General features: G+C 73.8%; 15 protein-coding genes. 8 read left to right on the forward strand and 7 right to left on the reverse strand.

The window, feature by feature from the left end; all coding sequences use genetic code 11:
- Positions 1-13: 13 nt before the first annotated feature.
- The 8 genes from ACWDD7_RS26850 (at position 14) to hypA (ending at position 6,441) form a co-directional block, all read left to right on the forward strand.
- Entirely contained in the window at positions 14-1,564 is a 1,551-nt protein-coding gene (locus ACWDD7_RS26850) for a hypothetical protein (RefSeq protein WP_450459283.1), read from the forward strand.
- Positions 1,561-2,634: an NADH-quinone oxidoreductase subunit B family protein gene (locus ACWDD7_RS26855; RefSeq protein ID WP_351873535.1), complete on the forward strand. Its 1,074-nt coding sequence runs from the start codon at positions 1,561-1,563 to the stop codon at positions 2,632-2,634. Before ACWDD7_RS26850 ends, ACWDD7_RS26855 begins: the two co-directional genes overlap by 4 nt.
- 76 nt (positions 2,635-2,710) lie before the next feature.
- Positions 2,711-4,504, forward strand: a complete 1,794-nt coding sequence (locus ACWDD7_RS26860; RefSeq protein ID WP_450459284.1) for a nickel-dependent hydrogenase large subunit — start codon at positions 2,711-2,713, stop codon at positions 4,502-4,504.
- Entirely contained in the window at positions 4,497-5,063 is a 567-nt protein-coding gene (locus ACWDD7_RS26865) for a NifU family protein (RefSeq protein ID WP_450459285.1), read from the forward strand. The genes ACWDD7_RS26860 and ACWDD7_RS26865 overlap by 8 nt, the downstream gene beginning before the upstream one ends.
- Entirely contained in the window at positions 5,060-5,656 is a 597-nt protein-coding gene (locus ACWDD7_RS26870) for a DUF5947 family protein (RefSeq protein ID WP_450459287.1), read from the forward strand. The genes ACWDD7_RS26865 and ACWDD7_RS26870 overlap by 4 nt, the downstream gene beginning before the upstream one ends.
- Before the next feature lie 19 nt (positions 5,657-5,675).
- On the forward strand, positions 5,676-5,882 hold the full coding sequence (locus tag ACWDD7_RS26875; protein WP_351873546.1) for a hypothetical protein: 207 nt from the start codon (positions 5,676-5,678) through the stop codon (positions 5,880-5,882).
- Positions 5,883-5,941: 59 nt separating this feature from the next.
- On the forward strand, positions 5,942-6,091 hold the full coding sequence (locus tag ACWDD7_RS26880) for a hypothetical protein (protein WP_450459288.1): 150 nt from the start codon (positions 5,942-5,944) through the stop codon (positions 6,089-6,091).
- Positions 6,092-6,099: 8 nt separating this feature from the next.
- The gene (gene hypA, locus ACWDD7_RS26885) at positions 6,100-6,441 is read left to right on the forward strand and encodes a hydrogenase maturation nickel metallochaperone HypA (RefSeq protein ID WP_351873552.1); all 342 of its coding nucleotides are present in this window, start codon (positions 6,100-6,102) and stop codon (positions 6,439-6,441) included.
- Positions 6,442-6,496: 55 nt separating this feature from the next.
- Here hypA and hypE read toward each other — a convergent pair whose 3' ends face one another.
- The 7 genes from hypE to ACWDD7_RS26920 are packed head-to-tail and all read right to left on the reverse strand — an operon-like array spanning position 6,497 to position 14,513.
- Entirely contained in the window at positions 6,497-7,573 is a 1,077-nt protein-coding gene (gene hypE / locus ACWDD7_RS26890) for a hydrogenase expression/formation protein HypE (RefSeq protein ID WP_450459289.1), read from the reverse strand.
- Positions 7,566-8,708, reverse strand: a complete 1,143-nt coding sequence (gene hypD, locus ACWDD7_RS26895) for a hydrogenase formation protein HypD (RefSeq protein WP_450459291.1) — start codon at positions 8,706-8,708, stop codon at positions 7,566-7,568. Before hypD ends, hypE begins: the two co-directional genes overlap by 8 nt.
- On the reverse strand, positions 8,705-8,995 hold the full coding sequence (locus tag ACWDD7_RS26900; protein ID WP_450459293.1) for a HypC/HybG/HupF family hydrogenase formation chaperone: 291 nt from the start codon (positions 8,993-8,995) through the stop codon (positions 8,705-8,707). Before ACWDD7_RS26900 ends, hypD begins: the two co-directional genes overlap by 4 nt.
- A 3-nt stretch (positions 8,996-8,998) precedes the next feature.
- On the reverse strand, positions 8,999-11,338 hold the full coding sequence (gene hypF / locus ACWDD7_RS26905) for a carbamoyltransferase HypF (protein ID WP_450459294.1): 2,340 nt from the start codon (positions 11,336-11,338) through the stop codon (positions 8,999-9,001).
- Positions 11,335-12,063: a hydrogenase nickel incorporation protein HypB gene (hypB, locus tag ACWDD7_RS26910; protein ID WP_450459295.1), complete on the reverse strand. Its 729-nt coding sequence runs from the start codon at positions 12,061-12,063 to the stop codon at positions 11,335-11,337. Before hypB ends, hypF begins: the two co-directional genes overlap by 4 nt.
- 60 nt (positions 12,064-12,123) lie before the next feature.
- A complete protein-coding gene (locus ACWDD7_RS26915) occupies positions 12,124-12,705 on the reverse strand; it encodes a hydrogenase maturation protease (RefSeq protein ID WP_450459296.1) in 582 nt (193 codons plus the stop codon).
- Positions 12,702-14,513, reverse strand: coding sequence for a hydrogenase maturation protein (locus ACWDD7_RS26920; RefSeq protein ID WP_450459297.1), 1,812 nt, complete (start codon positions 14,511-14,513; stop codon positions 12,702-12,704). Before ACWDD7_RS26920 ends, ACWDD7_RS26915 begins: the two co-directional genes overlap by 4 nt.
- Positions 14,514-14,621 lie beyond the last annotated feature (108 nt).

A 14,621-nucleotide genomic window follows, 5' to 3' on the forward strand; every position in this document is an offset into this window, starting at 1 on the left:
ACGAGGAGGCGGGATGCCGGACCAGGTCGGCGTGCGCGGGCCCCTGCTCAGGGACGGTGCCGGCGCCGAGCACGCGCGGGCCGCCTTCGAGCAGTTGGGCGCCGTGGCGGACGCCGTGCTGTACGAGGGCTATCTGCTCTACCCGTACCGCCGGTCCTCCGCCAAGAACCGCGTCCGCTGGCAGTTCGGGGTGCTGCTGCCCCGGACCTGGGTGGAACGCGACGGTCCGGTGGCGCCCGGTGTCTCCGGCTCCGCGGACTCCTGGTACCAGCGGACCGAGTGCCTGGTGCGCGCCCTGCGGGACGACGCGGTCGTACGGCTGCGGGTGCGGTACCTCCAGATGCAGCACAAGCAGGTGGAGGCCGCGGACGGGACCCCCGTGGAGTCCCTGCGCACGGCCGACGGCACCACGCACCTCTCCTTCGACGAGGCGATCGCGCGAGAGGCCGGGCTGACCGTGCCGCTCGCGGACCTCCTGGACGGCGACCGCAGCGTCGCGGTCGGCGCGCCCGGCGGGGCCGAGGACGAGCCGCTGCCGGCGAACGGGGGCCGGATCGTGCGGCGTCACCGGGAGCTGCGGGCCACGACGACGGTCGCCGCCGAGCCACTCGCGCCGGGCCTGTACCGGCTGCGGGTGCGCACCGAGAACACGGGCGCGCCGGGCGACCCGGAGGCCTCCCGGAACGAGGCGCTGCGCGACGCGCTGATCGCCACGCACACACTCGTCGGCGGCGAGGGCGTGGAGTTCGTCTCGCTGATCGATCCGCCGAGCGGGCTGGCCGAGCAGGCGCGCGACTGCCGCAACGCGTTCACGTTCCCCGTCCTCGGCGGCGCGCCCCCGCGGGCGGCGGGCGGCGACGGCGGGACCGGCCCGGTGATGCTCTCGGCGCCGATCATCCTCTCCGACCATCCCCAGGTGGCGCCGGAGAGTCCGGGCGATCTGCACGACGCGGCGGAGATCGACGAGATCCTGACGCTGCGCACGATGCTGCTGACCGACGAGGAGAAGGCGGAGGCGCGGGCGACCGACCCCCGGGCCGCGCGGATCATCGACCGGGTCGACACCATGCCCCGCGAGGTCTACGAACGCCTGCACGGCGCGATCCGCTCGCTGGCACCGGCGGGCCCCTCGGGCAGGACGCCGGCGGGCCCCTCGGAGACGGCGCCGGGGGGCGGGCCCGGGGCCCGTTCCCCCGAACGCCCCGCCTGGTGGCGGGAAGACGGGGACGAAGGGCTGTCGCCGACGACCGACACCGTCCTGGTGGCCGGGGTCCCCGTCGGCGCCGGCAGCCCGGTGCTCCTGCGGCCGCACCTGCGCGGCGCCGACGCCCAGGACATGTTCCTGGCGGGGCGGTCCGCCACCGTCGCCGGAGTCTTCCACGACGTGGACGGCGGCGTACGGCTCGCCGTGACCGTGGACGACGATCCGGCGGCCGAACTGCACGGCTGGTACGGCCGTTTCCACTACTTCCGGCCCGACGAGGTCGAACCCCTCGCAACCACGGGCTCCCCGGCCGCCCCCGGCCGGGACCACGACCGACTGCGACGGAGGCCGCAGAGATGACCACACAGAGCGGTACCACCGAGGCCCGTGCCGACGCCCGCGAGGGCTTCGACGAGATCACCATCCTCTGGATCTCCGAGGGCATGAGCTGCGACGGCGACACCGTGTCGCTGACCGCGGCCGGGCAGCCGTCCATCGAGGACGTGGTGCTCGGCCTCATCCCGGGCCTGCCGAGGGTGAACCTGGTCAACAAGGTCCTCTCCCCGAGCCTGGGCGGCGAGGACTTCCTGGCCCCCTACCGCAAGGCGGCCCGCGGCGAACTGGAGCCGTTCATCCTGGTGATCGAGGGCTCGATCCCGAACCAGAACATCATCGAGGGCGACGGCTACTGGACGTCGTTCGGCAACGACCCGGAGACCGGCGAGCCGCAGACCCTCAACTGGTGGATCGACCAACTCGCGCCCCGGGCCTGGGCGGTGGTCGCGGCCGGCACCTGCGCCACGTTCGGCGGCATCCACGCCATGGCCGGCAACCCGACCGGCTGCATGGGCCTCGCGGACTACCTGGGCTGGGAGTTCAAGGCGCGCTCGGGGCTGCCGGTGGTCAACGTGCCCGGCTGTCCCATCCAGCCGGAGAACTTCATGGAGACCCTGGTGTGGGTGCTCCAGCACGCCGCCGGCACCGCGCCCCCACCACCGCTGGACCACATGCTGCGGCCGCAGTGGCTGTTCGGCAAGACCGTGCACGAGGGCTGCGACCGGGCCGCGTACTACGAGCAGGCCGACTTCGCCAAGGACTACAACTCCCCCAAGTGCCAGGTGAAGGTCGGCTGTTGGGGGCCGGTCGTCAACTGCAACGTGCCCAAGCGGGGCTGGATGTCCGGCATCGGCGGCTGCCCGAACGTCGGCGGCATCTGCATCGGCTGCACCATGCCGAGCTTCCCCGACGCCTTCATGCCGTTCATGGACGAACCCCCGGGCGGCACGCTGTCGTCGATGGTGATCAAGCCGTACGGGGCGGTCATCCGGCGGCTGCGCGGGCTGACCAACGACATGGTGAACCACGAGCCCCGCTGGCGGCACAACAAGCAGAAGCTGACCAGCGGCTACAACCCCCACTGGCGCGCGTGAGGCCGCCCCCCCCTCACCCCGCGCCCGCTCCGCCATCCGCCCCGCCCGACCCGAACAGCGAGGGACAGTAACGCAGATGACCACCACCGACGCGCGGACCTCAGGACGCAAACCCGCTCAGCTCGTGGACATGTCCTGGGATCCGATCACCCGGATCATCGGCAACCTCGGTATCTACACGAAGATCGACTTCGCCAACCGTGAGGTCGTGGAGTGCCACAGCACCTCGTCGCTGTTCCGCGGCTACTCGGTGTTCATGAAGGGCAAGGACCCGCGCGACGCCGGGTTCATCACCTCACGGATCTGCGGCATCTGCGGCGACAACCACACCACCTGCTCCAACTACGCCCAGCAGATGGCCTACGGCGTCAAACCGCCGAAGCTGGCCGAGCACATCACCAACCTGGGCGAGGCGGCGGAGTACATCTTCGACCACACGATCTTCCAGGACAACCTGGTCTTCGTGGACTTCTGCGAGGCGATGGTCAAGGCCACCAACCCCGGTGTGCTGGCCCGCGCCGAGCGCACCGACGCGCCCCGCGGCCACGTGCACGGCTACCGCACCATCGCCGAGATCATGAAGGCCTTCAACCCCTTCGAGGGCGAGGTCTACAAGGAGGCGCTGAAGGTCAGCCGGATCACCCGGGAGATGTTCTGCCTGATGGAGGGGCGCCATGTGCACCCCTCCACGCTCTACCCGGGCGGCGTCGGCACGATGCCCCAGCCGAGCGTCTTCACCGACTACCTCAGCCGGCTGATGCGCGTCATCGACTTCGTGAAGAAGGCGGTGGCGATGAACGACGACGTCTTCGACTTCTTCTACGAGGCGTTGCCGGGCTACGAGGAGGTCGGCAAGCGCCGTATCCTGCTGGGCTGCTGGGGCGCGTTCCAGGACCCGGACGTGGTCGACTACCGCTACGCCACCATGAACGAGTGGGGCAAGGCGATGTACGTCACCCCGGGCGTCATCGTGGACGGCAAGCTGGTCACCAACAACCTGATCGACATCAACCTCGGGCTGCGCATCATGCTGGGCAGCTCCTTCTACGAGGACTGGGTGAACGAGGACCCGTTCGTCACCCACGACCCGCTCGGCAACCCCGTCGACATGCGCCACCCGTGGAACCAGACGACGGTCCCGGTGCCGCAGAAACGGGACTTCGAGGGCAACTACAGCTGGGTCATGAGCCCGCGCTGGTACCACCCGGACACCGGTGAGCACCTGGCCCTGGACACCGGCGGCGGCCCGCTCGCCCGGCTCTGGTCGACCGCGCTGAGCGGCCTGGTGGACACGCCCTACGTGAAGGCGACCGGGGGCGGTGTCCGCATCACCCTGCCCAAGGGCGAGAAGCTGCCGGAGACCACCCTGGAGTGGCGCATCCCGAAGTGGAGCAACACCCTCGAACGCGACCGCGCCCGGCCGTACTTCATCGCCTACGCCGCCGCCATGGCCCTGCAGTTCCTGGAGGAGGCCATGGGGATGCTGCAGAGCGGCGAGACCAAGGTCTTCGAGAACTTCGAGGTGCCGGACGAGGCGATCGGCTGCGGCTTCCACGAGGCGGTGCGCGGGGTCCTCTCGCACCACCTGGTGATCCGGGACAAGAAGATCGCCAACTACCACCCGTACCCGCCGACCCCCTGGAACGCCAGCCCCCGCGACATCTACGGCACGCCCGGTCCCTACGAGGACGCGGTGCAGGGCCAGCCGGTCTTCGAGGAGAACGGCCCCGACGACTTCAAGGGCGTCGACATCATGCGCACGGTGCGCAGTTTCGACCCCTGTCTGCCCTGCGGGGTGCACATGTACATGGGCAAGGGCAAGACCCTGACCACCGTGCACTCGCCGACGTACGGGGCCGACCATGGCTGAACCGGCCGGGCGTCTCACGGACCCGGCGGTGGAGGCCCGGCTCGCGCGGCTGGACGAGGTGCTGGCCGGGCTGGAGAACACGCCCGGCCCGGCCCTGGAGGCGGTGCGGCTGCTGACCGAGGTCTACGGCGAGGCCCTCGCCCGGGTCCTGGACGGCGTGGACGAGCGGCTCGGGGCACGGCTCTCCGCCGACGAGCTGGTCGGGCACCTCATGGTGCTGCACGGGGTCCACCCGCAGTCCCCGGCCGACCGGGCCGCCCGCGCGGTGGAACGGCTGCGGCCCGCGGTGCGGGAGCGCGGCGGCGACCTGGAGTGGGCCGGGATCGAGGGCGAGGTCGCGCGGGTGCGGCTCGACTCCGGTTCCTCGGGCGGCTGCGGCGGCGGCTGCGGTGGCGGGTCCGCGGACATCGCGGAAGCGGTCCGGGAGGCCGTGCTGGCCGTCGCCCCGGAGCTGACGGACGTGGAGATCGTGCCGGGCGGCGAGGAGCGCAAGGCGGCCCCCGCGTTCGTCCCGCTGGGCACGGTCAAGCGCCGGTACGTGCCGCAGGGGGCGGGGTGAGCGTGGACGGGGCACTCGCCCGGGTCATCCGCTCCGCCGCCGACCGCGCGGCCACCTCCGGGGCCGAGGTCTGCGAGCTGTGCGCGGCCCGGGTGGCGGACGAGCACCCGCATCTGTACGACACCGGGGCCGCCGAGGTGCGCTGTGTGTGCCACCCCTGCTCGGTGCTGTTCGCGGACGGCGCGGCGGGCGAGGGCCGCTATCGGCTGGTGCCCCGGCGCCGGGTGCGGCTCGCACCCCTCGACACGGGGGTGCTGGACGTCCCGGTGGGGCTGGTGTTCTTCGTGCCCCGCTCCGACGGCACGGTCACCGCGCAGGGGCCGAGCCCGGCCGGCGCGATGCGCTGGGAGGTGGACGCGGCCGCCTGGCGGCGGCTGGCCGCCGAGGTCCCGCGGCTGGCGTCCATGGCCCCGGACGTGGAGGCACTGCTGATCAACACCGTGCGGGGCCTGTCGGAGCACTGGATCGTGCCGGTCGACGACTGTTTCCGGATGACGGCGCTGGTCCGCCGCGAGTGGCGGGGCCTCTCCGGTGGCGGGCGGGTCTGGCCGGCCGTAGAACAGTTCTTCAGGGACCTGACCGAACGGTCGTAGGACCTGGAAGGAGACGGACATGGGCACCATCCGAGTGGGCCGCCCCCAGGCGAAGCCCGACACGCCGAGTCACGTTCCCGGGCTGCACCAGGGCAACAAGGGCCCCTACCAGGAGCAGACCGGACACCACCGGGACGGCAGCTCCGACGCGCGCCGCTCCACCGGTATCCACTGGAAGCGGCATGACGCCCTGGGCGAGGGCATGCCGAACATCTCGCCCGGATGAGAGGACGGAAAGTGACCGCCATGAGCGATTGCAGATGCAGAAGGTGCGCCCGATCGGGGATGTCCGGACGGCAGTTGCTGCTGCTCCAGGCCGCGCTGGTCGGCGGCGTGATCACCGCCCTTGTGATCAAGGAGATCCCGGGCATCATGCGGGAGTTGCGGATCTTCCGGATGACCGGCGGGCCGGGCGCGAACCGGCGCTACCCCTGAGGCGGGCCGTGCACGAACTGTCGATCGCGACGGCGATCGTGGAACAGGCCGAGCGGATCGCCCGCGCGGACGGCGCGGACCGGGTGTCCGCGGTGACCGTCCGTGTCGGCGAGCTGTCCGGGGTGGTGCCGCAGGCGCTCGACTTCGCCTTCGAGGTGGCCCGCGACGGCACGCCGCTCGCGGGTGCCCGGCTCGTGGTGGAGGCGGTGCCCGCGCTGGCCTGGTGCGGCGGGTGTGCCGAGGAGTTCGCGGTGGGCATGCCGCCGTTCTTCTGGTGCCCGCGGTGCGACCGTCCCTCGCAGGAGCTGCGCAGCGGACGGGAGTTGGAGATCACGGGCGTCGACACGTAGCGGTCCGGCCCCCGCCGGTGACGGCGGGGGCCGGACCTGTGCGTGCCGCGGCCGATCAGCAGATGCGGGGCAGTTGCTCGCCCAGCGGCAGGTCCAGGACCCGGGTACCGCCGAGGCCGGTGGCGACGACGACCATGCCCGGGTGGTCCGCCACGCACTCGCCGATCAGCGCCGCGCCGACGCCCTGCGGGTGGGCGTGCATCGCGGCGAGCACCGCCTCGGCGTGCTCCGGGGGCACGAAGGCGACGAGCCGGCCCTCGTTGGCGACGTACAGCGGGTCGAGACCCAGGAAGCCGCAGGCGTTGGCGACCTCGTCGGGGACCGGGACGGCCCGGTCGCGCAGCCGTACCCCGGTGCCGGAGGCGCGCGCGATCTCGTTCAGGGAGGCGCCGAGTCCGCCCCGGGTGGGGTCGCGCAGCACGTGGACGTCCTTGGTGACCTCCAGCATGGCGGCGACCAGGCCGGCCAGGGGCGCGGTGTCGGAGGTGATCTCGACGCCGAACTCCAGCCCCTCGCGCACGCTCATGACGGCCACGCCGTGCCGGCCGATCGGGCCGCTGACGATGACCGCGTCGCCGGGGCGGGCGCGCTGGGGGCGGATGTCGACCCCGTCGGGGACGAGGCCGACACCCGCGGTGGTGACGTAGACGCCGTCGCCGTGCCCGCACTCCACCACCTTGGTGTCGCCGGTGGCCACGGTGACGCCCGCGGCCTGGGCGGCGGCGCCGATCGCGCGGGCGATCCGCCCGACGACGTCCAGTTCCACGCCCTCCTCCAGGACGAAGGCGGTGGAGAGGTAGGCGGGCCGGGCGCCGCTCATCGCGAGGTCGTTGACGGTGCCGTTGACGGCGAGGTCGCCGAGGCAGCCGCCGGGGAAGAACAGCGGCCGTACGACGTGGGAGTCGGTGGAGAAGGCGAGCCGGGCGCCGCCGAGTTCGAGGACGGCGGAGTCGGTGAGGGCCGCGAGGGTGGGGTTGCCGTAGGCCGGGGCGAAGACCTGCTCGACCAGCTCGGCGGAGAGGGCACCGCCGCCGCCGTGGCCCATGACGACGACCGGCTGGTCGCGCAGCGGGGCGGGGCAGGTCCAGTTCGCCGGGTCGACGGCGGTGTCGGGGGTGGCGAGGTCAGCCAACGGGGTTCATCTCCTCCTGCGGGATGCGGGACCCGCGCGGTGCCGGGGAGTTCATGCGGCGGTAGAGGTAGTACGCGGCGCAGGCGCCCTCGGTGGAGACCATGGTGGCGCCGAGCGGGGTGCGCGGGGTGCAGGCCGTGCCGAACGCCTCGCACTCGGTCGGCTTGATCAGGCCCTGGAGGACCTCGCCGGCCCGGCACACGGCCGGTTCCTCGGTGCGGATGCCCGAGACGTCGAAGCGGTGCTCGGCGTCGTAGGCGCGGAAGGCGTCGGTCAGCCGCCAGCCGCTGGCCGGGATGCGGCCGATGCCGCGCCAGTTGCGGTCGGCGACCTCGAAGACCTCCTCGATCATGCTGAGGGCGGCCGGGTTGCCCTGCTCGCGCACGGCCCTGGGGTAGGCGTTCTCCACCCGGTGCTCGCCGCGCTCCAGTTGGCGCACGGCGCGCCGGACGCCCTCCAGGATGTCGAGGGGTTCGAAGCCGGTGACGACGACGGGCACGCGGTGCTTCTCGGCCAGGTCCGGGTACTCGGCGGTGCCCATCACGCTGCACACGTGCCCCGCGGCGAGGAAGCCCTGCACCCGGCAGCCGGGCGCGGTCATGATCGCCTCGATGGCCGGGGGGACCCGGACGTGGGAGACCAGCAGGCTGAAGTTGTCCAGTCCCAGGCGGCGGGCCTGGTGGACGGCCATGGCGTTGGCGGGGGCGGTGGTCTCGAAGCCGATGGCGAAGAACACCACCTGCCGGTCGGGGTTCTTGCGTGCGAGGTCGAGCGCGTCGAGCGGCGAGTAGACCACGCGTACGTCGCCGCCCTCGCTCTTGACCCGGAACAGGTCCCGGTCGGTGCCGGGCACCCGCAGCATGTCCCCGAAAGAGCAGAAGACGACGCCCGGACGGGCGGCGATCTCCAGGGCCTTGTCGATGACCTCCAGCGGGGTGACGCACACCGGACAGCCGGGGCCGTGAATCAACTCGACCTTCTCCGGCAGGAGTTGGTCGATGCCGTGCCGGATGATGGAGTGGGTCTGGCCGCCGCAGACCTCCATCAGGGCCCAGGGGCGGGTGACCGTGGCGCGGATCTCGTCCAACAGCCGGTGCGCCCGCTCGGGGTCGTTGAACTCCTCGATGTACTTCACCGGACCTCACTCTCCTTCTCCTGGCGCGCAGCCTGTTCCCACGCATCGCCGAACTCTTCTTCCAGCAGGCCGAGTTGGCCGAACAGCTCCAGGGAGGCCCGAGCCGACTCCTCGTCGAGGCGCTGGAGCGCGAAGCCGACGTGCACGATCACGTACTCGCCGACCCGCACATCGGGCAGGTACTCCAGGCAGGCCTGTTTGCGGACACCGCCGAAGTCGATCAGGCCGGTGAGGGGGTCGGCCTGGTGGTCGATGGACACGACCTTGCCGGGCACTGCAAGACACATGTCTCACTCCGTCTCGTGGTGGGGTGCGGTGGCCGCGACCATGAGCTGGCCGAGCGCCAACCCGCCGTCGTTCGGGGGGACTTCGCCGTGCCGCAGGACCGTGAAGCCGTCGGCCCGCAGCAGGGTGGAGCACTTCTCCTCCAGCAGGGCGTTGGCGAACACCCCGCCGGTGAGGGCGACCGTGTCCAGTCCGGTCGCGCCGCGGGCCCGGCGGCAGATCTCGGTGACGGCGCGGGCCACGCCCCGGTGGAAGCGGGCGGCGAGCACCGGGGCCGGGGTACGGCGGCGCCGGTCGGCGAGCAGGGCCCGCAGCATCGGCGCGGGGTCGCAGGCGAGGGTGGCGCCCCCGGTGAGCCCGAAGGGGTACGCCACCGCGTCGGCGTCCCCCGCCCCGAGCGCCGCGGCCTCCAGTTCCAGCGCGGCCTGCGCCTCGTATCCGGCGCGATGGCACACGCCGGCGAGGGAGGCGACGGCGTCGAAGAGCCGCCCCATGCTGGAGGTGGGCACGCAGGCCACCTGCCGGTCCAACTGCTGTCTCAGCAATGCCAGTTCGGACGGGGAGCAGGCGGTGACGCTGGGCAGGTCCGGGTCCCAGGGCAGGCCCGCGGCCCACAGCCGGGCCAGGGCGAGTCGGCAGGGGTTGGCCACGCCCGCGTCGCCGCCGGGCAGCGGGGCGGGGGTGAGGTGGGCGAAGCGCCGGTAGCCGGTGTAGTCGGCGAGCAGGATCTCGCCGCCCCACACCGTGCCGTCGTCCCCGTAGCCGGTGCCGTCGAAGGCGACGCCGATGACCGGGGTGGTGCCGTCGAGCCCGTGTTCGGCCATGGCGGAGGCGATGTGGGCGTGATGGTGCTGGACGAGCCGCAGCGGGAGCCCGGTGCCCGCGCGCCTGCGGGCCCAGCCGGTGGAGTGGTACCCGGGATGCCGGTCCGCGGCGACCAGCCGGGGCTCGACGTTGGTCAGGCGACTCAGGTGCCGCTCGGCCCGCCGGGCCGCGTCCAGCGTGGCCAGGTCGCCCATGTCACCGATGTGCGGCCCGAACCAGGCCAGGTCGCCCTCACCGAGGCAGGGCGCGTTCTTCAGGTCGCCGCCGACCGCCAGCGCGGGGCGCACCGGGACCGGCAGGCGCAGGGGGCGGGGCACGTAACCGCGCGAGCGGCGCAGCACCTGCTCGGTGCCGTCGGGGCGTACCCGCAGCAGGGAGTCGTCGCAGGGCGCGGCGATGGGCCGGTCGTGGGCGAGCCAGGCGTCGGCGAGCCCGGCCAGCCGGGTCAGTGCCTCGGCGTCGTCGGTGACGATGGGTTCGCCGGATCGGTTGCCGCTGGTCATGACCAGCACCTGGGGTCCGGGCGGATCGCCGGGCAGTCCGAACAGCAGGGTGTGCACGGGGGTGTAGGGCAGCATGACCCCGAGGTGCGGGCTGCCCGGACAGACCTGGTCGGCCGGTTCGGGGCCCGCGGCGGGGACGCGGCGGCGCACCAGCACGATGGGGCGGCGGGGCGCGGTCAGCGCGGCGCGCTCGGCGCCGGTGAGGACCGCGAGCCGCTCGACGACGGTGAGGTCGGCGCACATCACCGCGAACGCCTTGCCGCCCCGCTCCTTGCGGTCGCGGAGCGCGGCGACGGCCTCGGGGCTGGTGGCGTCGCAGGCCAGGTGGTAGCCGCCGAGCCCCTTGACGGCGACGATCCGTCCGGCGGCGAGCAGTGCGCGGGCCGCCGCGAGGGCGTCCGCGTCCCGCGCCGGGCGCACGCCGGGTCCCGTCAGGGTGAGCCGGGGCCCGCAGCGGGGGCAGGCGACGGGCTGGGCGTGGAAGCGCCGGTCGGCGGGATCGCCGTACTCCCGGGCGCAGTCCGGGCACATCGGGAAGCCGGCCATGGTGGTCGCCACCCGGTCGTACGGCATGCCGGTGGCGATGGTGAAGCGGGGGCCGCAGTGGGTGCAGGTGACGAACGGGTGCCGGTGCCTGCGGTCCCCCGGCTCGGCGAGTTCGCGCAGGCAGTCGGCGCAGGTCGCGGTGTCGGGCGGGAGCTGGGCGCGGCCGGCCGCCCGCTCGGTGGAGCGGATCGTGAACGGCCCGGCGGCGCCGGTGGCGGGCAGGTCCTCGTGGGAGACGCCGGTCACCGTGGCCAGCGGCGGCGGCTGGTGGGCCAGGAGCGCGCAGAACCGGTCCACCTCGTCCGCCGGTCCCTCGACCTCGATGAGCACGCCGTCGCCGGTGTTGCCGACGAACCCGGCCAGGCCCGACCGGGCGGCCAGGCGGTGCACATACGGACGGAAGCCCACCCCCTGGACGGTGCCGCGCACGGTGACCCGGCGGCGGACCGCGCCGGTCGCGGGAGCGGTCATGCGACGGGCGTGGACGCGGTGTGGTGGTGGTGTCCGTGCGGGTGCGGCGCGAGGGGCGGCCGGTGCGCGGGGGCGCCGTCGCGGGCGGCGAGGGCATGGTCGAGGACGGTGCCGACGCCGTCCCCGGTGCGGGCGCAGGACCGTACGATCTCCACCCCCGGGTTGACCCGCTGCACGTTCGCGCGGAACGCGGTCTCGTCGAAGCCGGCGGCCTGCGCGAGGTCGGTCTTGGTGACGACCACCAGATGGGCGGAGCCGAACGCGGTCGGGTACTTCAGCGGCTTGTCCTCGCCCTCGGTGACCGCCATCAGCACGATCCGCAGGGTCTCGCCGAGGTCGTACGAGGCGGGGCAGACCAGGTTGCCGACGTTCTCCACGAAGAGCACGGAGGTGTCCTCGGGCAGCCAGCCCGTGAGCCGTTCGCGTACCTGACGGGCCTCCAGGTGGCACAGCCCGTCGGTGAGGACCTGCTGGACGGGGGCGCCGGAGCGGGCGAGCCGGGTGGCGTCGTTCTCGGTGGCGAGGTCGGCGGTGAGCGCGGCCACGGGCACCCCCCGCGCCACCGCGTCGGCGAGCATCCGGCCGAGGAGTTCGGTCTTGCCGCTCCCCGGGCTGGACAGCAGGTTGACCATGGCCACCCCCCGCCCGGCCAGTTCCTCGCGCAGGCTCGCGGCGAGGTCGTCGTTCTTCGCCAGGACGGCCTGTCGGACGTCGGACCGGCACATGGGCGCTGCTCCTCGGGTCGGGCGGCTGGGCCCCGGGCCGCGTCCCGCGCGGCCCGGGTGTCACCGATCTTCTGCCGTACCGGCCGCGTGGACGGGCAGCGCAGCCGGGTGCGCCGGGCCGGATTCCATCGAGCGGCCCAATGCGGCGGCCGGTGCGCCCGGATCGGCCAGCAGCAGCGGGACGAGTGCGTGCAGCGCGGTGACGGCGGGCCCGACGGCGGCGCGCACGGCCGCGCTGAGCCCCGGCAGGATGTCCTCGTCCCCGCGGGGCACCACCTCCGGCTCGCAGGCCAGGACCAGTACGCGCGGCAACGGCTCCTCGCCCAGGTGGGTGGCCAGGGCCAGCACCTTCGCGGGGTCCATGCCGTGCGCCTCCGGCGGGACGGTGCCGTCGGGGGGCTCGGCCTCGATCAGCGACAGGGTGCCGGGCCGGTGCCCGCCCCGCGCGGCGTCCACCAGGACAGCGGTCCCGCACCCGCCGAGCAGGTCGTAGGCGAGGTCGAGACCGCGGATGCCGTAGTCCCGCACCCGCACCCCGGGGGGCAGGGGGCGCCGGTCGAGGGCACGGATCACCTCGGGCCCGAAGGCGTCGTCGGCGAGGAAGATGTTGCCGACCCCGGCGATGAGGAGGGGCGCGGTCATCGGGAGGCTCCGGCGGGGGCGGCGGGCGAGCCGGCGGGGGCGGCGGGGGCGGCGGGGGCGGCGGGGGCGGCGGGGGCGGCGAGCGGGGGATGCCCGGTGGGCGCCCCGGGGGGCCGATGCGCGTCCGCGGGTGCGGCCGACGGCCGGGGCGAGCCCGGCGGTGTCTTGCGGACGAAGGCCGCCCGCAGGGCGTGGTACGGGGCCTGCGGGTCGAAGAACAGGGCGTGCATGCGGGCGAGTTCGGACCGCCGGTACTCCGCGAGGGGCCGGTGCCGTTCGTCGGCGGCGCGGGCGGACGCCTTCGCGGCGATACGGCGGTGGAGGCCGGGAGTGGCGGCGAGGTCGGCCGCGAGCCGTTCCACCTCGGCGGCGAACTCCCCCGGCGCGGCCGGTACGAGACGGTCCACCAGCCCGAGCCGCCGGGCTGCCGCCGCGCTTTGCGGCAGCGCCTCCTCGGTCAGCCGGCGGGCCTCGTCCGGGCCGACGCGGCGCGGCAGGGTGTACGTCCAGAACTCGGAGCCGTACAGGCCCATGCGCCGGTAGTGCGGGTTGAGGACCGTACCGGTGCGGCACCAGACCTGGTCGGCGGCGAGGGCGAGCATCGCGCCGCCCGCGGCCGCGTTGCCGGCCAGTGCGGCCACCACCAGCCGGTCGGTGGTCCGCAGTACCGCCTCCACCAGGTCGTCCATGGCGTTGAGGTTGGCCCAGGACTCCCGCGCGGGGTCGGGCGCCGCCTCGATGACGTTCAGATGGATGCCGTTGGAGAAGAAGTCCCGGGCGCCGCCGAGCACCAGGACCCGGGTGGGGCGGGTGAGCGCGTGCTCGTAGGCGGCGAGGAGGCGGCGGCACTGGCCGGTGCTCATCGCGCCCCCCGGGAAGGAGAAGCTCAGCAGGCCGACGTCGCCGTGCTGCCGGTAGCGGATGTCGGCGTACGTGCGCCGGTGCGCGGGAAGTTCCAACGGCGCGGGGATCTCCGGGAGTCGAACGGCGCCGAGGACATCGGCCGCCGGGCGGCGGAAGGGTGCCGGGTCGCCGGAGTTCCGGCGCGGACGCAGTTCCGGGATCCAGACCGCGCCGTCCCGGGTGGCCCGGCAGACCGCCCCCGACCGCTGGGCCAGCAGGTCGCCGGGCCGGCCGCGCAGTTCGTCCTCGGGGTGACCGCCGTGCAGGAAGAGCTCCCGGCCGACGAGTTCGTCGAGGACGCCGGGCCGCGAGTCGGCGCCGCGCAGCTTGCGCAGCACCGTGGCGGTGTCGTCGTGCTCCCAGTCGACGCGCCGCCGCTCCTGGCGGAAGGAGTCCCGCCAGACGACGCCGATCGACGGGTCGCTCTGCGGGCGGGGCTTGTACGCGCCCTCCGCATGGCGTCGCACGGCCGTGAGGATGGCGGTGACGGCGGCGTCGGAGACCTCGTTGCGGTACAGGTCGCTCTTGCCGACCGGCGCCACGGGGAACCGCTCGGCCGCCCAGACGGGGCCCGCGTCCATGCCGGCCTCGGCCTGGAGCACGGTCACGCCCCATTCCCGGACCTGTCCGGCGATGGCCCAGTCCAGCGCGGAGGGTCCCCGGTCGCCGGGCGGCCCCGGATGCACGATCAGGCAGGTGTGCTCCCGCCACACGTCCTCGGGCAGGGCGGTCGTGAGCATCGGGGCGATGACGAGGTCCGGACGGAATCCCCGTACGGCGGCCCGCACCGGTTCGTCGCCGTGCGAGGCCAGGACGACGTCCACGCGGTGTCCTCGGTCGGACAGTTCGGCGTACACGCGCTGGGAGAGACTGTTGAAAGCGCTGGCCACGAGCAGGATGTCCATGACGCGGCATGCTCGCCCCAGCGCCCCGCCCCACGAAGGACCGGCACGGCGTTTCACCCCCGCCGACGGGCACGCTTGCGCCATCCGGACCGCGCGGGCGGGGCTCGT

Source organism: Streptomyces sp. NPDC001056 (assembly GCF_053598955.1).